General features: G+C 71.2%; 19 protein-coding genes. 9 read left to right on the forward strand and 10 right to left on the reverse strand.

Going from position 1 to position 21,524, the window contains the following annotated elements:
* Positions 1 to 237: 237 nt before the first annotated feature.
* Positions 238 to 1,248 (forward strand): ATP-binding cassette domain-containing protein, encoded by a 1,011-nt coding sequence (locus R6Y94_RS09940; protein WP_318395503.1) that lies wholly within the window; start codon positions 238 to 240, stop codon positions 1,246 to 1,248.
* Positions 1,245 to 2,036: an ABC transporter permease gene (locus tag R6Y94_RS09945; RefSeq protein ID WP_318395504.1), complete on the forward strand. Its 792-nt coding sequence runs from the start codon at positions 1,245 to 1,247 to the stop codon at positions 2,034 to 2,036. The genes R6Y94_RS09940 and R6Y94_RS09945 overlap by 4 nt, the downstream gene beginning before the upstream one ends.
* A gap of 129 nt (positions 2,037 to 2,165) precedes the next feature.
* Here R6Y94_RS09945 and R6Y94_RS09950 read toward each other — a convergent pair whose 3' ends face one another.
* Together R6Y94_RS09950 and R6Y94_RS09955 are read right to left on the reverse strand one after the other, a co-directional pair.
* The gene (locus R6Y94_RS09950) at positions 2,166 to 5,387 is read right to left on the reverse strand and encodes an ATP-binding protein (RefSeq protein WP_318395505.1); all 3,222 of its coding nucleotides are present in this window, start codon (positions 5,385 to 5,387) and stop codon (positions 2,166 to 2,168) included.
* 178 nt (positions 5,388 to 5,565) lie between these two features.
* Positions 5,566 to 6,297, reverse strand: a complete 732-nt coding sequence (locus tag R6Y94_RS09955; RefSeq protein WP_318395506.1) for an SDR family oxidoreductase — start codon at positions 6,295 to 6,297, stop codon at positions 5,566 to 5,568.
* Between the two features lie 394 nt (positions 6,298 to 6,691).
* Between R6Y94_RS09955 and R6Y94_RS09960 the strand changes: the two genes are divergently transcribed.
* The 5 genes from R6Y94_RS09960 to R6Y94_RS09980 all read left to right on the forward strand — a co-directional run bounded on the left by R6Y94_RS09960 (position 6,692) and on the right by R6Y94_RS09980 (position 10,630).
* On the forward strand, positions 6,692 to 7,501 hold the full coding sequence (locus tag R6Y94_RS09960; protein WP_318395507.1) for an N-acyl homoserine lactonase family protein: 810 nt from the start codon (positions 6,692 to 6,694) through the stop codon (positions 7,499 to 7,501).
* A gap of 109 nt (positions 7,502 to 7,610) precedes the next feature.
* Positions 7,611 to 8,510, forward strand: a complete 900-nt coding sequence (locus R6Y94_RS09965; RefSeq protein WP_318395508.1) for an NAD(P)-dependent oxidoreductase — start codon at positions 7,611 to 7,613, stop codon at positions 8,508 to 8,510.
* A complete protein-coding gene (locus R6Y94_RS09970; RefSeq protein ID WP_318395509.1) occupies positions 8,507 to 8,902 on the forward strand; it encodes a cupin domain-containing protein in 396 nt (131 codons plus the stop codon). The genes R6Y94_RS09965 and R6Y94_RS09970 overlap by 4 nt, the downstream gene beginning before the upstream one ends.
* Before the next feature lies 1 nt (position 8,903).
* Positions 8,904 to 9,866 (forward strand): NAD(P)-dependent oxidoreductase, encoded by a 963-nt coding sequence (locus tag R6Y94_RS09975; protein WP_318395510.1) that lies wholly within the window; start codon positions 8,904 to 8,906, stop codon positions 9,864 to 9,866.
* The gene (locus R6Y94_RS09980) at positions 9,863 to 10,630 is read left to right on the forward strand and encodes a carboxymuconolactone decarboxylase family protein (protein WP_318395511.1); all 768 of its coding nucleotides are present in this window, start codon (positions 9,863 to 9,865) and stop codon (positions 10,628 to 10,630) included. The genes R6Y94_RS09975 and R6Y94_RS09980 overlap by 4 nt, the downstream gene beginning before the upstream one ends.
* A gap of 181 nt (positions 10,631 to 10,811) precedes the next feature.
* Here R6Y94_RS09980 and R6Y94_RS09985 read toward each other — a convergent pair whose 3' ends face one another.
* The 5 genes from R6Y94_RS09985 to R6Y94_RS10005 form a co-directional block, all read right to left on the reverse strand.
* Positions 10,812 to 11,753 (reverse strand): DUF6282 family protein, encoded by a 942-nt coding sequence (locus R6Y94_RS09985; protein ID WP_318395512.1) that lies wholly within the window; start codon positions 11,751 to 11,753, stop codon positions 10,812 to 10,814.
* A 114-nt stretch (positions 11,754 to 11,867) separates the two neighbouring features.
* Entirely contained in the window at positions 11,868 to 13,010 is a 1,143-nt protein-coding gene (locus R6Y94_RS09990) for an ABC transporter ATP-binding protein (protein WP_318395513.1), read from the reverse strand.
* Entirely contained in the window at positions 13,007 to 14,719 is a 1,713-nt protein-coding gene (locus R6Y94_RS09995; protein WP_318395514.1) for an ABC transporter permease subunit, read from the reverse strand. Before R6Y94_RS09995 ends, R6Y94_RS09990 begins: the two co-directional genes overlap by 4 nt.
* A gap of 2 nt (positions 14,720 to 14,721) precedes the next feature.
* Entirely contained in the window at positions 14,722 to 15,774 is a 1,053-nt protein-coding gene (locus tag R6Y94_RS10000) for an extracellular solute-binding protein (RefSeq protein ID WP_318395515.1), read from the reverse strand.
* A 124-nt stretch (positions 15,775 to 15,898) separates the two neighbouring features.
* Positions 15,899 to 16,642, reverse strand: coding sequence for an IclR family transcriptional regulator (locus tag R6Y94_RS10005; protein ID WP_318395516.1), 744 nt, complete (start codon positions 16,640 to 16,642; stop codon positions 15,899 to 15,901).
* Between the two features lie 223 nt (positions 16,643 to 16,865).
* Between R6Y94_RS10005 and R6Y94_RS10010 the strand changes: the two genes are divergently transcribed.
* Entirely contained in the window at positions 16,866 to 17,699 is an 834-nt protein-coding gene (locus R6Y94_RS10010; protein ID WP_318395517.1) for an SDR family NAD(P)-dependent oxidoreductase, read from the forward strand.
* Here R6Y94_RS10010 and R6Y94_RS10015 read toward each other — a convergent pair whose 3' ends face one another.
* The 3 genes from R6Y94_RS10015 to R6Y94_RS10025 form a co-directional block, all read right to left on the reverse strand.
* A complete protein-coding gene (locus R6Y94_RS10015; RefSeq protein WP_318395518.1) occupies positions 17,700 to 19,379 on the reverse strand; it encodes a thiamine pyrophosphate-binding protein in 1,680 nt (559 codons plus the stop codon). It lies immediately after the preceding gene.
* Entirely contained in the window at positions 19,376 to 19,804 is a 429-nt protein-coding gene (locus R6Y94_RS10020; protein ID WP_318395519.1) for a carboxymuconolactone decarboxylase family protein, read from the reverse strand. Before R6Y94_RS10020 ends, R6Y94_RS10015 begins: the two co-directional genes overlap by 4 nt.
* A 105-nt stretch (positions 19,805 to 19,909) precedes the next feature.
* Positions 19,910 to 20,587 carry a GntR family transcriptional regulator gene (locus tag R6Y94_RS10025; protein ID WP_318395520.1) on the reverse strand — a complete coding sequence of 226 codons (678 nt, stop codon included), beginning with the start codon at positions 20,585 to 20,587 and terminating at the stop codon, positions 19,910 to 19,912.
* A gap of 167 nt (positions 20,588 to 20,754) precedes the next feature.
* On the opposite strand from R6Y94_RS10025, the gene R6Y94_RS10030 reads away from it, so the two are divergent.
* Positions 20,755 to 21,516: an HpcH/HpaI aldolase family protein gene (locus tag R6Y94_RS10030; RefSeq protein WP_318395521.1), complete on the forward strand. Its 762-nt coding sequence runs from the start codon at positions 20,755 to 20,757 to the stop codon at positions 21,514 to 21,516.
* Positions 21,517 to 21,524 lie beyond the last annotated feature (8 nt).

Consider the following 21,524-nt stretch of genomic DNA (forward strand, 5'->3'; position numbering starts at 1 on the left):
GACATCTTCCTTGATGTCGACGTAGCGGAAGTCGCTGCGCTCGGGAATCCGGTCGCTGCTGCCGGGACCGCCGTCGGCGCCGCGCACCACCGGTTCCGAGACACTGGTAGGAGCGTGGGTCCGGGCGCGGAGGGTTCGCCGCCCGGCCCGGCTGTCGATCTGCCGGTTCGGGCCGGCCCGGGGCGGTGAAACCACAGTGAAACCGCCGCGATCCGGTGCGCCGGCACCGTCGTGTGCATGACGAACATCCCGACCGAGCCGGCGATCGCGGTGACCGGCCTGCGCAGGTCGTACGGCAGCCAGGTGGTGCTCGACGGCATCGACCTGCACGTCCGCGAGGGCAGCATCTTCTCGTTGCTCGGACCCAACGGGGCCGGCAAGACCACGATGGTCCAGATCCTGTCGACCCTGATCCGTGCCGACGCGGGTGACGTCCGCGTCTGCGGTCACGACGTGGTTCGTGATCCCGACCGGGTGCGGGCGGCGATCGGTGTCACCGGCCAGTTCTCCGCGCTGGACAACTTCCTCACCGGCGAGGAGAACCTGCTGCTCATGGCCGACCTGCACCACTTGGGTCGGGCCGAGGGGCGGCGACGGACGGCGGAGCTGATCGAGCGGTTCGACCTCGGTGAGGTGGCGAGGAAGCCCGGCGTGGCGTACTCGGGCGGCATGCGGCGCCGGCTCGACCTCGCCATGGGCCTGATCGGCAACCCTCGGGTGATCTTCCTTGACGAGCCCACCACCGGGCTGGACCCGCGCAGCCGGCGCGACATGTGGCAGATCGTCCGGGACCTGGTCAGCCGAGGCGTCACGATCTTCCTCACCACCCAGTACCTGGAGGAGGCGGACCAGCTCGCCGACCGGATCGCCCTGCTCGACCACGGCCGGCTCGTCGCCGAGGGCACCCCGGCCGAGCTCAAGCGGCGGGTGCCGGGCGGGCACGTCGAGCTGCGGTTCGCCGACGGCACCGCCCGGACCGCAGCCGCCGCGATCCTGGACGTCGCGCCGCACAGCACGGACGACCCACTGGTCCTGCGGGTGCCCGGCGACGGCGGCGTCCGCTCGCTCAAGGCACTGCTCGACCGCCTCGACGACGCGGCGGTCGAGGTGGACGGGCTGACCCTGCACAACCCTGACCTCGACGACGTGTTCTTCGCCGTGACCGGCCAGCCCGCCTCGGCGGACGTTCCGGCTGCTGCCCCGGCGACCGTTTCCGCATCCGGCTCCGAGAAGGTGACCGCACGATGACCACGATGAGAGTAGCCGTCCGCGACTCGACCACGATGCTGCGCCGGCAGCTACGGCACATGTCGCGCAACCTGTCCGTCACACTGACCCTGCTCGCCGTGCCGATCATCTTCCTGCTGCTCTTCGTCTACGTGCTCGGCGGCACGCTCGGTGACGGCCTCGGCGGCGGGTCGGGCGGTCGCGGCGCCTACGTCAACTACGTTGTGCCCGGCATCCTGCTCATCACCATCACGGGCGCCGTACAGGGCACCGCGATCTCGGTGGCGATGGACATGACGGAGGGCATCATCGCCCGGTTCCGCACCATGGCGATCGCGCGGGTGTCGGTCCTGACCGGGCACGTGCTGGGCAGCGTCCTGCAGACCCTGTCGCAGCTCGCCGTCGTGCTGGGCGTGGCCGTGCTCGTCGGCTTCCGGCCGAACGCGGGCGCGATCGAGTGGCTGGCGGCCGCCGGGATCCTCGCCGCGACAACGTTCGCCCTCGTGTGGTTGGCCGTCGCGATGGGCCTGGCGACGAAGACGGTGGAGGCGGCGAGCAACCTGCCCATGCCCCTGATGGTGCTGCCCCTCTTCGGCAGTGGGTTCGTGCCCACCGACTCGCTGCCGGTCGGGCTGCGGTGGTTCGCCGAGTACCAGCCGTTCACCCCGATCATGGAGACGCTGCGTGGCCTGTTCCTCGGCACGCCGATCGGGGACAGCGGCCTGGTCGCGCTCGGCTGGTGCGCCGTGATCGCGCTGGTCGGGTACGTGTGGGCGAAGCGGCTCTACAACCGGGACCGTACCCGCTGATCGGTCCGCGCGCCCCGGGCCCGGCACTGGTAGCCGGGCCCGGGTTGTCGCCCTCTCACCGCCGGGCCGGTGCCGTCGGCCGGTTCGGTTTCGCGCGGGCGGCCGGCTCGGTTTCGCCCGATCGGGGCCTCACCGATCGGGCAGGGGACGGTCCGCGGTGGTCTGCTCATCGGTGGGCTGCTCGCGCAGCAGGTCCAGCGCCGCTGCGCGGATCCCGGCCCGGTCCAGGTCGGCGTAGGACGACACCGCCTCGTCGTACGCCGTCCGGTCGGCCTGCCCGGCGTCGGCCCGGGCCGACGCGGCGGACATCGTCGGCTGGAAGTTGCGCAGGAACCCGAACCGCTCGGCCAGCGCGATCATCCGGGTCGCCAGCCGGACCAGGGCCGGGTCACCGGTCCGTCGGCCGCGGGCGAGATCCGTCATGGCGATGGCCAGCAGCAGGGTGCCGTGGATCGCCTGCTCGATCATGTACGGCGGTGGACTGACCAGCGGATGGCTCAACAGATGCGTCAGGCGTCCGGGCAGCGCGTCGGCGATGTCGGCGACGAGGTCGAGCCGGCCGTGCCGGGCGTGCGCGACGACGGCCACCGACCGCGCCTCCACCACCCACGGGTCCAGGTCGAACGGGATACCGGTGGAGGCCATGGTGCCGGCGCCCCGGATCTGGTCGACGGCCCGGCGCCACAGCCGCAGTCCGGCCTCCACCTCGCCGCGGGCGAACAGCACCTCGCCCCGGACGCCGAGGTCGTAGCCGACCGTCTTGGCCTCCTCCGCGTCGAGCGCGATCTGCCTGAGTCCTTCCAGCCACCGTTCGGCCTCGACGGTGTCGCCGATCTGCAGGTTGGCCAGTACGAGCCAGGTCCGGACACCTGCCGCGTCGGCCTGGGCGCCGAGTCGCTGGAGTACCGGCAGTGCCGCGACCAGGTGGTCCCGGGCCTCCGCGCCCTGCTCCAGCCGCAGGCAGAGCTCGGCGACCCGGCAGTGGCCGACCGAGCGCAGCCACGGCAGGTCCCGGTCGGTGAAGAGGTCGAGCGCCTGCCGGGCCCTCTTCAGCGCCGCGTCAACGTCGCCGACGGTCTCCCAGTAGTAGCTGGTGAGCACGTTCGCGCCGGCGGCCAGCAGCGGCTCGGTGCTGTCGCACATCCGGTGCAGCTCCGCCGGATCGTCCAGCGCGCCGACCACCCAGCCGATCGCCCGGGTCACGGTGTCCGGCTGCGCCAGGCCGAGCCGGCGCAGCGCGACGACCGCCCGCACCGGCCGCGGCCCCTCGGAGCCGAACGTGTGCGCCACGGCCATGGTCAGGGCGGTCCGGGTCACCTCGACGAGGGGTGGCTCCGGCCGGTAGTGCGACAGCGACCAGGAGGTCTGCCGGACCAGCGTCGTAAGCCGCAGGTGGTTGGACCTGAGGGTCCACATGCCGCCGAGGACCGCGGCGATCGCCGCGACGGTGGGCCGGTCGTCCCGGCCGAGGGCCAGCCGGAGCGCCTGGAGCAGGTTCTCCTGCTCCGCCTGGACCGTGGCGGCCGTGTCGTAGGGGTCGGAACCGAGCAGGTTGGCGTGGTGGGCCGTGCCGAACGTCCGCGCCCAGCCGAGGAACGCGGTCGTCACGTCGCCGGTCTCGCCCGCAGCCGCCCGGCGCGCGGCGCTGAACTCCCGGACCGTCTCGAGCATCCGCAGTCGGGTGCCCGACGGGGTGTCGAGCACCTTGATCAACGAGTGGTCGACCAGGTGCTCGAGCAGGCTGAGCACGTCCCGTTCGTGCGTGCCCCCGGGCAGCGCCTCGAGCAGCAGGCGCGCGGCGTCGGTGGTGAATCCGTCGGTGAACACCGACAGCGCGCGCATCGCCGCCTGCCCGGCCGGATCCAGCAGGTTCCAGCTCCAGTCGACGACCGCGTGCAGCGTGTGGTGCCGCTGCGGCGCGTCCCGGGCACCGCCCCGCAGCAGGCCGAAGCGGTCGTCGAGCCGCCGGGCGAGCTCCGCCACCGACATGATCCGCACCCGCGCGGCGGCCAGCTCGACCGCGAGCGGCAGCCCGTCGAGGTGGCGGCACAGCTCCACCACGGCCGCCGTGGGCAGGTCCACGCCCGGCCGCGCCGCCCGCGCCCGCTGCCCGAACAGCTCGACGCTCGTCGACAGGCTCAGTTCCGGCAGCTGGTAGACCGACTCCGACGACAGCCCGAGCGGCATTCGGCTGGTGGTGAGGATCCGGAGCTCGGCGGTCGCCGACACCAGGGTGCGGACCAGCTCGGCAGCACCGGCGACGACGTGCTCGCAGTTGTCGAGCACCAGCAGGGACGGGCCGGTCCCGAGCGCGGCGGCGACGTCGCCGGTGCCTGCGGTGCGCCCGGCCGCACCCGGCGTCCGATGCTCGTCCACCAGAAGGGCCGCCGCCACCTCGCGGACCACGTCGTCGTCGGCGACGATGCCGGCGAGCGGTACGACGGTGACCGTCAGCACCTCGGCGCGGCGGGCGACGACGTTGGCGAGCCGAGTCTTGCCCAGCCCGCCCGGCCCGACGATCGAGGTCACCCGGGAGGTACGCAGCAGCGCCTCCACCGCGGCGACGTCGTCGTCCCGGCCGAGCAGCGGGTTGGGCTCGTGCACGATGCCGCGCTGGACCGTGGGTACCAGGCCCTGGAGCAGCCGCCGGTGCTCGGCCTGCAGCGCGGCGCCCGGATCGGTGCCGAGCTCGTCGCGCAGCGCCCGCCGGTAGGCGTCGTAGCGGGCCAGCGCCGTGGCCGGGCCGGCCGTCGCCGCCTCGCACCGCAGCAGCTCGATCAGCACCTCCTCGTCGCGCGGTCGATCGCCGGCCAGTTCGGCCAGCCGGTCCACCGCCTCGGCCGCCCGGTCGAGACGGGCCAGGGCGAGCGCGCGGGCCCGCAGCAGCGTGCGGTAGGTGGCTCGGCGTTCCGCTCGCAGCGCGCTGACCGGGCTGTCGGCGTCGTCGGCCGGGCCGGGTCCGGCGCCGCCCCACAGGGCCAGGCCGGCGTCGGCGTGCGAGAGCGCGGCGGCGTGGTCGCCGGCACGCGAGCACCGGGCGGTCGCCGCGGCTCGGATCAGTACCGCCGCGCTGTCGACCTGGTCCTCCGTGAGCGTCAGCCGGTAGCCGGTCGGGGTCCGGACGACAACATCGGCGCCGAGCTGGGACCGCGCCCGGGAGACGAGGATCTGCAGCGCCTTGGGTGGGTTCTCCGGCTGCTCGTCCGGCCAGAGCCCGTCGACGAGCCGCCCGGTGCCGCAGCCGGTGCGCAGGTCGGCGGCGAGCAGGGCGATCAGCCCCTGCAGCCGTGCACCCGCGATCTCCCGGCCACGGAAGGACACCCGTGACAGCAGGACGAGATCGGGGGTCACGGCACCAGGGTATCGATCCCGGACGGCACCGCGACCCGCGGCTGCGCCGCAGGTCCGCACGTCGCGGCTGTCGCGCCGGCCGTCCGGGCGCGGTACGCGGTCCGGTCCTCGCCTGCGCGAGTTCTTCCGACACCGACTCGTCGGGGCGGAGGCACTTGCCACAGCGGTCACCCGCCGTTCAGCGGGCGAGGTAGCCGCCGTCCACGCTCAGGATGGTGCCGGTGATCCCGGCCGATTCCGGCGAGGCGAGGAACACGATCGCCCGGGCCACCTCGTCGGGCGTCGACATGCGCCCGATCGGATGGTTGCTCAGGGTGACGGCCAGGCTCGCCGCGGGATCGGTGTCGGCGGCCCGCGCCTCGGCCATGAACTCGGTGTCGACCGCGCCCGGTGCGACGGCGTTGACCCGTACGCCACGTGCGGCGTACTCGATCGCGAGTTGCCGGGTCAGCTGGACGATCGCGCCCTTGGTCATCGCGTAGACGCTCTGGTTGGCCACGCCGATGAGCCCCGAGATCGAGGCGGTGTTGACGATGCAGCCGCGAGTCTCGGTCAGCAGCGGCAGGGCGGCGCGGGTGAACCTGAACGTCGGCCGTACGTTGACCGCGAACAGCGCGTCGAAGTCGTCGTCGGTGGTGTCCAGGATGGGCCGGCGCAGAAACCGTGCGGCGTTGTTGACCAGGAGATCTAGCCGGCCGAACTCGGCCGTCGCCCGGCCGATCGCGGCGTCCGGTGTCGCGTCCAGGGTCACGTCGGCGACGATCGGCACCACCCGGCCGTCCTCGGCCAGGTCGGTCACCGCGGGTGACACGTCGACCGCGACGATCCGGTAGCCCTCGGCCCGCAGCCGCGTCACGACACTGCGACCGATGCCCCGAGCTGCGCCGGTCACGACGGCGGTCAGATCCATGGTGTCGTCTCCTTCGGCTGGTGCCCTGATGATGTTGTCGGCCCTTCCCGGCGGGCCGAACCGGTGGAGCAGGCGAGGCATCGTGCCGGAGGCCGGCATGGAGTTCAAATATCGTATGACAGTCGTACATCTGCAAGACCCGGCGGAAAATCTACCCGGCGTTGCTGAGCTTCCACGACCGGCCTCGGATTTCCGCGTGTGCCCCGGCTTTGGCCTGCTATGACGGACCCGGAGTCGTTGCAGTTTTTGTATGACAATCATATAGTCGGACCGGCGGTCTTCCGTCGACTTCGGTGTCCCCGTTGCGAGGAGCAGGCATGTCAGACAGTGGGATCGAGGCTTCCGGAGCTACCTCGCCGGGGTGCGCCGGCGAGGTCGTCGCGTTTCCCGGCTGATGGCCGCCACCGACCGGTACCAGGTGACCATCGTCAAGTACGGCACCCGGCAGACCGTACGCAGCGACGTCTACCTCAACCACCATCTGTACGGCGAGCCGGACGGCCCGATCGGGATGGACTACTTCTTCTGGCTCGTCCGCAACGCCGACCGCACCATCGTGGTGGACACCGGCTTCTCGGCGGCCGGCGGTGCCCGCCGCAACCGCAGCACGCTGCTCGACCCGGGCGCCGCGTTCGACGCGCTCGGGGTGGACCGGGCCGCCGGGCCGCCGGTCGTGGTCACCCACGCGCACTACGACCACATCGGCAACCTGGACCTCTTTCCCGCCTCGCCGCTGATCGTCGCCGCCGCCGAGTACGCCTTCTGGACCGGCCCGTACGCGGACCGCACCCTGCTGCACCACTCCGTGGAGGACGCGGAGCTGGCCTACCTGCGGCGGGCCGAGCGGGAGGGCCGGATCCGGACCTTCGACGATGACGTCGAGCTGGCTCCGGGCGTACGGGTGATCCGGATCGGCGGGCACACCCCGGGGCAGGGTGTCGTCACGGTGAACACCTCCGACGGCACCGTGCTGTTGGCCTCCGACGCGGTGCACTACTACGAGGAGTACGAGCGGGCCATGCCGTTCTCCCAGGTGGCGTGCCTGGTCGACATGTACGCCGGGTTCGAGCGCATCCGCGGGATGCTCGACAGCGGCGAGGTGCGGCACCTGGTCTCCGGCCACGACCCGGAGACGCTCGCCCGGTTCACCCCGGTGTCCGGGGCGTTGGCCGGGCTGGCGGCCACGATCGGAGAGGAGTGCTGACGCGCTTCCCGGCGCGGTCGTCGCGGCGTCCACCGCCGACGGCGGGTCGGGCCGTGGCGCCGGTGCCGCAGCCCCACCAGCAGGATCGAGCGATGGACGGAGATCAGTGATGAGGATCGGCTTCGCGGGACTCGGCAACATGGGTGGCCGGATGTCCGCCTGCATCGTGCGTGCCGACCGGGAGGTACTCGGCTACGACCTGCGCCCCGACAACATCGTCGCCGCCGGGGCGAAGGCCGCGGGATCGGTCGGCGAGGTGACCGACGGCAGCGACATCCTGCTGTTGTCGCTGCCGGACAGCCGTGCCGTCGAGGCGGTGGTCCTGGGTGACGACGGTGTACTGGCCCACGCGCGCCCGGGCCAGATCGTGGTCGACCTGTCCACCGCCGCGCCGGATTCGACCACCCGCATCCACCGGCTGCTCGCCGAGCGGGGAGCGGCCTATCTGGATGCCGGGATCTCCGGTGGTGCGGCAGCGGCCGAGAAGGGGACGCTGACCCTGATGGTGGGCGGCGAACCGGACGTGCTCGACCGGGCCCGCCCGGTCCTGGAGCTGTTCTCCGCGAACATCTTCCACTGCGGGCCGAGTGGGGCCGGGCACACGGTGAAGCTGCTGAACAACTTCCTCAACGCCGTCGCCCTGTCGGCCACCGCCGAGGTGATGGTCGCCGGCAAGAAGGCCGGTCTCGACCTGGAGACGGTGCTCGCCGTGCTCAACGCGAGCTCCGGCGTCAACTTCGCCACCCTGAACCGCTTCCCGAAGATCATCCACGGTGACTACCTGCGGGGCGGGCTCACCAACACGCTGATGCTCAAGGACGTGAACCTCTATGTCGAACTCGTCGCGCGGCTGGGCGTGGTGAGCCCCAACTCGGCCGGCCCGCTGGCCAGCTTCGGCCTGGCCCGCGCGCTCGGGTACGCCGACGAGATCAGCAACACCGTGGTCGACGCCATCGGGGACCTCTCCGGCGGTGTCCGGCTGCACACGAAGGAGGAGCCTGCCGCATGAGAATCATCCACGGCCGTGCCGAACGTGTCCGGTCGGAGCAGCGCACCGCGACGGTGACCGGTGAGGCGTGGTTCGACCAGGTCCTGCCGCCGACCGACGGGAACACCATCGTGACGGTGTTCTTCGCCCCGGGTGCCCGGACGTACTGGCACAGCCACGAGAACGGCCAGATCCTCCAGGTGGTGGCCGGGCGGGGGCTGATCTGCGCCGACGGTGGGAGACCGCAGGTGATCGAGGCCGGCACCAGCGTGTGGGTGCCGGCCGGGGAGCGGCACTGGCACGGGGCGGCGCCCGACTCGTACCTGGTCCACACCGCGATCTCGCTCGGCGTCACCCGGTGGGCCGAAGAGGTCGCCGAGGCCGACTACACGGCGCCCACCGGCGGGGAGTGAGATGTCCGCCGACGACGACACCACTGCCACGCAACGCCCCGGAACCGGGTCGGTGGCGCACCGGGAAGGCCTCGGGGCCGAGCCCACGGCCGAGCCGACCGAGACGGTCGGGTTCATCGGGCTCGGCAACATGGGTGGGCCGATGGCGGCCCGGCTGGTCCGGGCCGGCTACCGGGTACAGGGCTTCGACCTGGCCGAGCCGGCCCGGCAGGCGTTCGCCGGCACCGGCGGGACGGTCGCCCCGGAGCTGACCGGCGCGGTCCGCGGCGCGTCCGTGATCGTGCTGATGCTGCCCAACTCCGACATCGTGGAGGCCACGGTCCGGGACGGTGGGTTCGCGGTGGAGTACGGCGCGACCGTCATCGACATGAGCTCGTCGGAGCCGATGCGTACCCGGGCGCTCGCCGCCGAGCTGGCGGAACGGGGCGTCACGCTGGTGGACGCGCCCGTCTCCGGCGGGGTGTCCCGGGCCCGGACCGGCGAGCTGACCATCATGACCGGTGGCGAACCGGCCGACCTCGACCGGGTCGCGCCGATCCTGACCCACCTCGGCACGGCCACCCGGGCCGGCGCGGTCGGCAGCGGCCACGCGGTCAAGGCGCTGAACAATCTGCTCTCCGCCACCCACCTGCTGGTCACCTGCGAGGCGATCCTCGCCGGCGAGCGGTTCGGCCTGGACCCGGAAACCATGCTGTCGATCTTCAACGGATCCAGCGGCCGGAGCGGGTCGACCGAGAACAAGTGGCCCAACTTCATCCTGCCCGGGACCTACGACTCGGGCTTCGGGCTGCGCCTGATGCTCAAGGACGTTCGCATCGCCACCGCACTTGCCGATCAGGTGGGCGCGCCCGATCCACTCGGGCACGCGACCGCCGAGCTGTGGGCGCGGGCCGCCGAGGCTCTCGAGGCCACCGCCGACCACACCGAAATCGTCAACTGGCTGCGAAAGGACGCATCACGATGACCCTGACCGCCCGGCAGGAAGAGATCAAGCAGGAGTTCATCCGCGTGCGTGGGGCGTGGAGCGACACCTGGGAGGGCGTACTCCGGCTCGATCCCGAATTCCTCAAGGCCTATCTGGACTTCTCGGCCGTGCCGTGGCGCAAGAACCACCTCGACGACAAGGTCAAGGAGTTCATCTACATCGCGATCGACGCGAACGCCACCCACATGTACCTGCCGGGAGTACGCCAGCACATCAGGGCCGCCCTCAAGCTGGGCGCCACTCCGCAGGAGATCATGGAGGTCCTCGAACTCTCCGCGACGCTGGGCATCCACGCGATGAACATCGGCGTGCCGATCCTGGCCGAGGTACTCCGGGAGAAGGGCCTGCGTACCGGGCCGGCCCCGCTGACCGAACACCAGGAGCAGATCAAGGCCGAGTTCACCAGGACGCGGGGCTACTGGCACGCCTTCTGGGACGAGATGCTGGAGCTCGATCCGGAGATGTTCGCCGCCTACACGGACTTCTCGTCGGTGCCCTGGCGCTCCGGCACGCTGGAGCCGAAGGTGAAGGAGTTCGTCTACATCGCGTTCGACACCGCCGCCACGCACCTGTACGTCAAGGGGCTCAAGCTGCACATCGAGAACGCGATCGGCTACGGCGCCACCCCGCAGGAGATCCTGGAGGTCATGGAGATCGCTTCGGTGCTCGGCATCCACGGCGTGACCGCGGCCGCCCCGATCCTGCTGGAGGAGATGGAGAACCTCGGGGCGGCCGAGGGCTGACGATCGGCGTCCGGATCCGGGCGCAGGGTCGGCGGAACCGGTCCGGGCTCCGGTCATGCGGTCGGTGCTCCGGCGCCGGTGCCGGGAGGCGGGGCCACGATCGCCCGAGCACGACCTCGATCGCCCGAACGCCGCAGCGACCCCCGGGCCGCTGCGGCGTTCACGACGATGCCGGTGTTGCTCAGCCCAGCAGCAACTGTCCCGCGTTCGTGCCGACCAGTTGCCTGATGTCCGGCTCGGAGATGCCGGCGTCGAGCAGGCCACGGACGGCCCGGCGGTAGAGCGTCACCGGCAGCGGGTTGTTCTTCTGACCGGAGTCCGAGGAGAGCACGGTCTGCCCGACACCGACCTCCTTGATGAAGGTCAGGAGTTCGTCCAGGTCCCGCCGGCGTTCGGGGCGGCCGAAGTACATGACGATGCAGTGTTCGATGTGCACGCCCTGCCGGGCCCAGGCCACCGCCTGTTCCACCGGGGCGCCGACGACGAAGCAGGGGTGGTTGACCACGATCCGCCGGACGCCTGCCTCCAGGGCGGCGTCGATCAGGCACTGCGACTCCGCGACGCCCAGGTGGCCGCAGGTCAGTACGGCGTCCTCGGCCGCGATCACCGACAGGATGTCCCGGACGTCCGGTAGCACCGCGCCGCGCTCGTCGAGGATGGAGATGATCTCGTTGGGTCGGAGGTCCACCTCCGGCGTGGGGAAACCGGTGTCGTGGTCCTCGTGGTGCCGCACGTGCGCGGTGGACGAGAGCGTGGGGAACCACACCATCCGGCCGCCCATCCGCAGCGCGAGCTCGACCGCGTACGGGTTGAGGCCGCCGACCGTCCGGTTGAGCGCGATCCCGCCGTACACCTCGGTCGACAGCTCCGCCAGACCTGCCGTTTGCAGCGCCAGGATGTCGGTGACCATGCTGTGGTGGTGAGACTTGGCCACGATCGCCCGGAACCCCGCACCGGCGGCGTCGCGAGCCGCGTCGAGGATGCTCATCCGCCGGGGGAACGGGCTCGGGCCCGGGTGCTGGTGCAGGTCGACCGCTCCGACGAGGAGGCTGTCGGCCTCCTCGTCCGGCACCTTCCGGTCAACGTCGGCGTCGGGGTCGAACGGGTAATCGACTGCGGTCATCTCGGCTTCCTCACGGTCGAACTTCACTGAACCTTTTCGATTTCTCCTTGCGGTCCGCGGTGGCCGCAGGGGGAAGTCGGGGCGCACTTGCCGGGTGGTTCAGGTGGAAAAGGTTCACTCGGACACCAGCACCTGGTCCTCGGGCCGCCAGTGGGCGACGACCCGGGCACCCGGATCAACTGCCGCCGGCGTGCCGACGGGTAGCACCGCACAGCCGACCGAGTCGTCGCCGAAGGCCAGCTCGACCCGGTAGTACGTGCCGTAGAAGGAGACGTCGGTGACGGTTGCCGGCGCGGCGTTGCTGCCGGGCGGTACCGACTCCTCGTCGAGGGCGAGCCGCATGCGCTCCGGCCGTACGACAAGGGCCCGCTGCTCGCTGCCTGGTCCCTGTTCGTCGACCGTCCACTTGCGGTCGTGCCACTCGTACACGTCCGCCGCCCGGTAACGGCCGGCGAAGACGGTCGACTCGCCGAGGAACCGGGCGACGAACTGGGTCGCGGGCCGGTGGTATAGCTCGGCAGGCGTGCCGAGCGCGACGATCCGGCCGTGGTCGAAGATGGCGATACGGTCCGACAGCGTCATCGCCTCGTCCTGGTCGTGGGTGACGAAGACGAAGGTGAGCCCCAACTCGTCGTGCAGCCGCTTGATCTCGCGCTGGAGCGACTGCCGGAGCTTGCGGTCGAGCGCGCTGAGCGGCTCGTCGAGCAGCAACACGCTGGGGGAGAAGACCACGGCGCGGGCCAGCGCGACCCGTTGCTGCTGCCCGCCGGAGAGCTCGTGCGGCCGGCGGTTGTCCATGCCGCCCAGGTCGACCAGCTCCAGCGCCTCGCCGACCAGTCGTGCCGTCTCGGCGGCGGGCACCTTGCGCTCGCGCAACGGGAAGGCGACGTTCTGGGCCACCGTCAGGTGGGGGAAGAGCGCGTAGTTCTGGAAGACCATGCCGAAATTGCGTTTGTGCGGCGGCATCCGGGTGATGTCCCGGCCGTTGAGCTGGATGCGCCCCGAGGTCGGCTCGGTGAAGCCGACGACCATGTTGAGCGTGGTGGTCTTCCCCGAGCCGCTGGGCCCGAGCAGGGTGATGAACTCGCCGGGTTCGATGTCGAGGTTGATGTGGTCCACCGCGGGCCGGTCGCCGGCCCCGTACCGCTTGCAGAGGTCCGCGAGTTCGACCCGGCCGCCGCTGGCGCTGATCGCCGGCGTCGCCGGCGCCTGCGGGATCGGCGGTCCCGACGTGTGCTGGTCCAACGGAGATCTCACCGGGTACCTCTCTTTCCGCGTCGCGCGCCGACGATCTGAGCGAGCAGGATGGGGACACTGACCAGGACGACCATCAGGCTCGACGCGGCGGAGATCGTCGGGTCGATCTGGACGGTGACGCTGTTGAACATCTGCACCGGCAGCGTGATCGCTCCGGGCGCCTGGAGGAACAGGGCGATCACCACCTCGTCGAGCGACGTGACGAAGGCCAGCACGGCGCCGGACAGGATGCCCGGCATGACCAGCGGCAGGGTGACCCTGCGGAACGCCGAGACCGGGCTGGCGCCGAGGCTCGCCGCCACGCCGCTGAGCCGGCTGTCCATTCCCTGCAGCCGTGCGGAGACCGCGATCACCACGAACGGCAGGGCCATCGCGGTGTGCGCCAGGATGATCCCGATGAGCGTGCCGTTCAGGCCGAGCCGCAGGAAGGCGGAGAAGACCACCAGCGCGACGAGGATGTGCGGGACGATCATCGGCGAGAGCAGGAGTCCGTTGAGCGCGCCACGCCAGCGCCGGGGCAGCCGGGCCAAACCGAAGGCGGCCGTGGTGCCGAGCACGGTCGCGATCAGCGCGGTGTAGACACCCACCTGGAGGGTGTTGAGGATCGCCGCGGTCCACTCGGGCGAGGTGAACAGCTCCTGGTACCAGCGCAGTGACCAGCCGTCCGGCGGGAACCGGAAGGTCTCGGCCGACGAGAAGCTCATCGGGATGACCACGAACGTGGGCGCGACCAGGATGATCGCGACGATCGTCGTGTGCACCCGGAGCCAGGGACGCACCTCGGACGAGCGCTCCCCGCCGGCCCGGGTGACCGCCGCCTGGCCGCCGGCCGCGACCGACGCGACGTTCTGCCCGGCCAGGCGGCGGCTGAGGCCGAGCACCACGAGTACGACGGCGAGCAGGAACATGCCCATCGCGCCGGCGCCGCCGAAGTCGAGCAGTTCCTTGGTACGTACGTTGATCACTTGGGCGATCATCGCGCTCCGGGTGGAGCCGAGCAGGGCCGGCGTGACGTAGAAGCCCAGCGCCAGTACGAAGACCAGGGACATGCCGGCGACGACGCCCGGCGTGGACAGCGGTAGGTAGACCCGGCGGAAGGCGCGGGTCCGCGGCGCGCCGAGGCTCTGCCCGGCCGCCACCAGCCGCCCGTCGATCTGCTCCATCGCGCTGTACATCGGCAGCACCAGGAACGGCAGCAACACCTGGGTCATCGAGATGCCGACGGCCAGCGTGGTGCCGAGCAGGGTGACGTCGCCCAACCCGAACGGCCGGAGAAACTGCTGGATCACGCCGCCGTCCTGCATCAGGACCAGCCAGGCGAAGTTGCGGGCCAGCATGCTCGTCCAGAACGGGACCAGCACGATGGTCACCAGTACGGCCCGCATGGTGGGCCCGACCAGGGTCATCGCGTACGCGTACGGGTAGGCCAGCAGCACCCCGACGACGGAGACCACCAGGGCGACGAGCAGTGTCCTGCCCAGTACCCGGATGGTGTAGCCGTCGGTGAACAGCGAGGCGTAGTTGCCCAGCCCGGTGGTCGGCTCGGTGAAGCTGTCCACGACGAGGTTCACCAGGGGCAGCACGAAGAGCAGCAGCAGGGCGGCCAGCGACGGCAGCAGCAGCAGCCACCCTGTGGCGTGCGCCCGGCCGAGCCGGGCCGGACCGAGGCGCCGGGTGGGCGCCTCGGCCGTGGCTGTCGGAGCGGCCATGCTCAGCCGACCTTCCAGCTCGTCCACCGCTTGACCAGCGCGTCGGTGTTCTCGATCCACCACTGCTTGTCCTGCTCGACGGTGGTGCCGCGGTCGGGCAGGAAGGCGTTGAACTGCTTCTGCTGCTCGGTGTACCCGACCGAGTTGAGGTCGACATCGGGTCGGGCCGGCGCCGTGCCGGTCAGCTTGGCGTACGCGATGCCCTGCTCGGGTTCGGTGACGAAGGCGAGCATCTGCTGGGCGAGCTGCTTGTTCGGGGTACCCTTCGGGATGACCAGGGCGCCGATGTCGGTGGTGTTGAAGTCCCAGACCGCGACGAGGTTGGCGCCGCTCTGCGCCGAGACGATCGTCCGGGCGGTCACCGTGAGGACCATGCTGGCCTGCTTGTCCACCAGCATCTGCTGGATCGCGCCGTAGCTGGGCGCGAAGACCAGCGAACTCTTGATCGTGTCGATCTTCTTGAAGGCCCGGTCGACGTCGATCGGGTAGACCTGCTCCGGCGGTACTCCGTCGGCGACCAGGGCGGCTTCGAGCAGGCCGGCCTTCGGGTAGTCGTAGACGACCCGCTTGCCGGGGAAGCGCTTCAGGTCGAAGAAGTCCTCGATCCGGGTCGGCTTCTCGCCCGGGTACATGTCGGCGTTGTAACTGAAGATGTTGGCGTACCGGTAGGTCGGGACGAAGCAGTCGCCGGTCGTCCCCGCCGGGAACTTGCTGCGGTCGAGGGCGGGGTCGTCCAGCTTCTCGAACAGCTCGCCGCAGTAGGCCCCGGCGTAGATCCAGCTCATGTTGGCCAGGTCCCAGATGGTCTTGCCGGACGTCACCATCGTGCGTACCTGGGCCTGCTCGGCCGGGCTGACGTTGGTGAACGCGGTGCCCGTCTTGGCGGTGAACGGCTCCTGAAGGGCCTTCTTCTCGTCCTCCTGGAACTGGCCGCCGGTGCTGGCCCAGGTCAGGGTCTTCCCGGCCGCGGCACCGGACTCACCACCGCCCACGCCGCAGGCCGAGGTCAGCAGGGCACCAACTGTTATCACGGTGAGGAAGCGGAATGTCTTCATCTCTATCGCCTTTTCTCGATCGGGAACCGTCGCCTCGTTCCCGCGCCCGGTGAATCTGGGACGTCGACTCCCCGTCGGCCCCGTCCCGCCTGCCCGCTCCGGCCATCGCCGGAGCGCTCCGGTGTCAGCCGGCCCCGCCGTCGAGCGGGTTCGCCATCCGCCGGCTGATCGTCACGGCGCCCGCCAGCAGGGCGCGCGCCACCGGACTGTCGGTTTCCTCGGGTACGAACTGCGCAATGTCGACAACGGCCAGCGTTGCCACGACCTGGCCGGCCGGACCTCGGACCGGAGTCGCCACGGCGCTGACGCCGTCGCGGGGGCTCTTGCGGATCGCGATTCCGGTCCGCCGAACCTCCGCCAACTCCGCTTCGGTCACGTTCACAGGTGGTGTTCCGGGACGGAACCGGTAGTACGACTGGTCCCGGAACGCCCAGAAGACCACTGACTGGGCCGCGTTCGGCCCGAGTTGACTGCCGACCGCGATCGAGACGTGCGCCGTACGGCTGCTGTCCTCCCGCACCTTCGCCACCACGGGACAGGTGCCGTTCCAGACGCTGAGCACGACCGTGTGCCGGAGGCGCATGCTGATGTCCTCCATCACCGGGCCGGCCAGGTCGAGGACCCCGAGCCGGGACAGGGCCATCGTGCCCAGTTCGGCGAGGAGGACGCCGAACTCGTACCGGTTGCGGTCGCGGCGCTGCAGGAGGCCGTGGTTCTCCATCGACGCCAGGTATCGGTGCGCGGTGGATTTGCCGACGCCCAACTCCTCGGCGGCCGAGACCAGGTCGATGGTGTCGTTGGCCGCGAGCAGCCGGAGCAGTTGGACGACTCGGGCGACCACCTGGAGGTCTCCGCTGGCGATCTCCATGCGTGCCTCCTCGGGTTCTGGGCTCGTCCCGCATTGCGGGGCGTCCATCCGGCTATCCGGTACCGAGGAATCTAGGTGATCCATCCCAACGCATGTCAAGGGGCGGGAGAGATTTCCGGCGTACTTCCCGGAAGTTAAATCCGGAGGATGGTTCACGGTCGCCCGGTGTGGCATGATTGTATGACTGCCTGACAATCCATGGCTAGCGGATCAGGGGATCGACATGCGCGGACTTGCCGGTAAGGTGGCGGTGGTGACCGGCGCGGCCGGTGGTATCGGTGCGGCCACCGCCCGGCGACTCGCCGACGAGGGCGTGTGCGTCGTCGCGGTGGACACCGACGAGGCCGGCGCGCGCACGGTCGCCGAGTCGCTCCGCACCGAGGGGACCTGGGTGGGCGCCGACGTGTCGACCGAGGGCGGCGTGGCGGCGTACGTGCAGGCCGCCGTCGACCGGTTCGGCCGGATCGACCTGCATCACCTCAACGCCGGCATCCCCGGTTCGTTCGCCACGCTGCCCGAGTTGACCGTGGCCGAGTTCGACCGCGTCATGGCGGTGAACGTCCGGGGCGTCTTCCTGGGTGTCCAGGCGGCCTTCCGCAGGTTCGCCGCCCAGGGCGGGGGCGGGAACATCGTGCTCACCGGCTCCATCGGCAGCCTGCGGGGCAGCGCGGATCTGCTGGCGTACCAGACCTCCAAGCACGCCGTGCTCGGGATCCTGCGGGGCGCCGCCATGTACGGCGGCCCGCTGGGGGTCCGGGTGAACGCGGTCGCGCCGGGCATCGTCCCCACCGACCTGTTCGCCGCCACACCGGACGTGGCCGGCGGCCGGGACGACATGTCACGGCGGGCGAGCAGCACGCCGCTGCGGCGGGCCGGCACCGGCGACGAGATCGCCGGCGTGGTGGCGTTCCTGCTCAGCGACGACGCCGCCTACATGACCGGCGAGGTGGTATCGGTCGACGGTGGCGCGAGCATCGTGAGCACGGTCCGGCCGTCGGGCGGCGCCGGTGCCTGGGACTTCGCCGGGTACGACCGCTCGCTCTACGGCGACTCCTGATCAGCCGACCGGCAGCGGAGCGACCACGTCGATGTCGGTGTGCACGTCGACCACCACCGGGCGCTCGGCGGAGAGCGCCCGGTCGAGCGCCGTGGCCAGGTCGCCCGGCCGGTCCACCCGGATGCCCAGCGCCCCCATCTCCTCGGCGATCCGGGCGAAGTCCACCTCGTGGTACGTCCACAGCTCGCGGGACCGTTCGGTGGCTTGCCCGCCGTAGGCCCGGTCGAAGCCGCGCCGGCTCTGGTTGCCGCCATGGTTGTTGTTCACCACGGTGACGAGGTTGACCTTCCGGCGGACGGCGGTCTCGATCTCGCCGAGGTGGTAATACAGGCCCGCGTCGCCGGTGAAGACGACCACCGGCCGGTCGGGCGCGGCGCACTTGGCGCCCACGCCCGCGCTGAACGCCCAGCCCAGGTGGCCGGCGCTGCGCAGGTAGCTCTGCTCCGCCGAGGTGGTGTCGTGGAACTGGGCCATCCACATCCCGGCGTGCCCGGTGTCGACCACCAGGACGGCGTCGCCCGGCAGCCCGGCGGTCAGTTCGGCGCAGATGCGTTCCGGTCGGATCGGCACCGCGTCGCTGGTCAACACCTCACGGTAGCGGGTACGCCAGTCCGCCCTGAGCCTGTCCACTTCGGTCAGCCAGGCGGTGCGGTCCGGCTGCGCGTGCTGGGCGGCCAGGGCCAGCATCCGGGTGAGGGCAGCTCTCGCGTCGGCGGCGATGGAGGCACGCAGCGGGTAGTTGCGGCCGAGGTGCGTCGGGTCGAGGTCGATCTGCACCGCCGGGGTGCCGATCGGGGGTACCGCCCAGAAGTGCGTGGTCATGCTGCCGGTTCCGGTGCCGATGAAGCAGACCAGGTCGGCGCGGGCGACCACCCGGTTCGCGCACTCCCGCGAGTACGTTCCCACCACGCCGGCCGAGAGCGGATGCGTGCCCGGGATGGTGTCCTTGCCGTTCGCCGAGGTGGCCACCGGGACGCGCAACGCCTCGGCCAGAGCCACCAGTTCGGCGCCGGCGCGGGAGGACCGCACCCCGCCGCCGGCGACCACGACCGGCCGTTCCGCCGCGGCGAGCAGCCGCAGCACCGCCGCCACGCTCTCGTCGTCGGGCCCGGGGCGTACCGGTGGTACCTGGGCGAAGCCCGGCTCCACGATCGGTTCGGCGTCGGTCTGCGCCGTGTCGAGCTGCCCTTCGTTGCCCTGGATCTGCAGGTGGACCGGGCCGGGCGCGCCGCTGGTGGCTACCCGGAACGCGTGCCGGAGCATGTCGGGGAACCGGTCCGCGTCGTCGATCGTCGCGTTGAACTTGGTCACCGGCTCGAACGCGGGCAGGTCGTCGATCTCCTGGTAGACCTGCCGGAACTTGGTGGCCGGGGACCGGCCGCCGGTCAGGGCGACCACCGGGGATCCGGCCAGGAACGGCTCGCGCAGCCCGGCGGCGAGGTTCAACGCCCCGACCACCTGCGCCGCGGCGACCCCCGGGCGGCCCGACACCCGGGCGTATCCGTCGGCCATGTAGGCGGCGGCCTTCTCACCGTGTGTCACCACCCGGGCGATGTGCGGGTGGTGCCGCTCCAGCTCGGCCAGGGTGCGGCGGAGGATCGCGGGAACCAGGAAGACGTGTGTCACGCCGTAGCCGTCGAGCATTTCCGCGACGACCCGGGCGCCGGTGCGCCGGGTCACGCGGCGGTGACCCCGACCGGCTCGCCGTCGACCGCGGCCGACTCCTGCCGCACCTCCTCGATCACCCGCGCGGCGTGCCGGAACGACTCCAGGGCGGCCGGTGCGCCGCAGTACGCGGCGGTCTGCAACAGCACCTCCTGGATCTCCGTCTCGGTGCAGCCGTTGCGGAGCGCGCCACGGACGTGCACCGAGAACTCGTGCGGGCGGTTCAGCGCGGTCAGCATCGCCAGGTTGAGCAGGCTGCGGGTGCGCCGGTCGAGCCCGGGCCGGGACCATACGTCGCCCCAGCAGCTCGCCGTCACGTACTCCTGCACGACCTGGTTGAAGTCGGTGGCCTGCTTCATCGACCGGTCCACGTGGGCGTCGCCGAGCACCTCGCGCCGAACCCTGTCGCCGCGCTCGAGCCGGCTCTCGTCATCACTCATGGACCGCTCCTGTCTGAGGTCGATGGGGGAGGCACAGCGTACGACCATCATACAATTTTGCGGAACAGATGGAAGCGGACGAAGTCGATGGTGCGCAGGTGGCGGTTACGCCCCGTCCTGCTCGGCGAGGGCGATCAGCCCGGCGCGGCCGGCCTCCTCGACGTGCCGGGCGCAGGCTGCCGCGGCGGCGTCGGCGTCGTCGGCCAGAACGGCGTCGACGATCGCGTGCAGCTCCTTGACGCTGTGCTCGAGCCGGCCGGGAACCGACAGTGACAGCGACCGCAGCACGCTCACCCGGGCGTGCAGGCTGCCGACCACCGACCGCAGCGCGAGGTTGCCGCCACCCTCGAACAGCACGTCGTAGAAGGCGTCCTTCGCGGTCAGGATCGGTGCGCCCTTCGCCGCCAGCCGGTCGACCTTCTCCAGCGCGCGGACCAGCGCCTTGCGCTGGGCGGTGCTGGCGTGCTCGACGAAGAGCCGGCCGGCCAGGGCCTCCAGCGCCGAGCGCACCTGGTAGAGCTGGCGGGCCTCCTCGGCGCTGACGCTGGTCACCACGGTGCCCTTGTTGGGGATCGCGGTGACGAGTCCCTCGGCGGCCAGCTCGCGCAACGCCTCGCGGACGCTGGTGCGGGAGACGCCGGTGAGCGTCACCAGCTCACGCTCGATCAGACGCTGACCCGGCGCGAGCCGGCGGTCGAGGATCGCCTGGCGCAGGTTTTCCAGCACCTGTGCGCGGATGAGAGCTGGGGTCCGCTCCACACGCAACGCGTTGGCTCGTGTCACTGCCGCCCTCCCTGTCCGCGCTCTCCCGGCTGTTGTGTTTGACATCGTACCCAGCGAGAGCCCGCCGGTGGAAAGGTGTTCCGGCGCGCCGCACCGTTGTTTCAGATCGTATGACGATGCTACAATCTCGAAACCCAAAACCCCTCGTGAGGAGCATCATGGCACGGTTGGGTTTCGCACGCCGGCTGGCTTCAGTCGACCGGTGTCTGGTCGGCACCTGGGTCAAGATTCCGGCGCTTGAGCCGGTCGAGATCCTGGCTGACGCCGGATTCGACTTCATCGTCATCGACCAGGAGCACGCGCCGCTCACATTCGAGTTCGCCTACCAGGCGACGGTGGTGGCGCAGGGCGCCGGCATGTCGGTCCTGGTGCGCGTCCCCGACCGCAGCGGCAGCCACCTGCAACGGCTGCTCGACGTCGGCGTGGACGGCATCCTGGTGCCGCGGGTGACCTCCGTCGAGGAGGCCGCGTCGGCGGTCCGGCAGATGCTCTTCCCGCCCGCCGGTGACCGTGGGCTCGGGACAACGTCCCGCGCCGGGAGGTGGGGCGGCACCCCCCGGGAGGAGTACCTGCGGTTCGGCGACGAGGAGGTCATGCGCGCGGTCCAGTTGGAGGAGCGCGCCGCGATCGAGGCGGCCGACGGGATCCTCGACGTCGCCGGTCTCAACGGGGTCTTCCTCGGCATGGGTGACCTGCAACTGTCGTCCGGCCTGCCGCAGTCGGACCCCGAGATCCAGAAGCTGGTCGACCGGCTGCTGACCGCCGCGCACGAGCGGGGAGTGCCGGCCGGCACCGCGGTGCAGACGGCGGCCCAGGCGCAGGCGGCCGCCGACCGTGGTTACCGGTACGTGATGGTCAGCAACGACACCAGCCTGCTGAGGAGCGCCGCGGCATCCGTCGTCGCCGACCTCCGCAGCCGATCCGCCTAAGGAGCCCC

The sequence above is a fragment of the Plantactinospora sp. KLBMP9567 genome (genome assembly GCF_033446045.1).
Classification (GTDB): domain Bacteria; phylum Actinomycetota; class Actinomycetes; order Mycobacteriales; family Micromonosporaceae; genus Plantactinospora.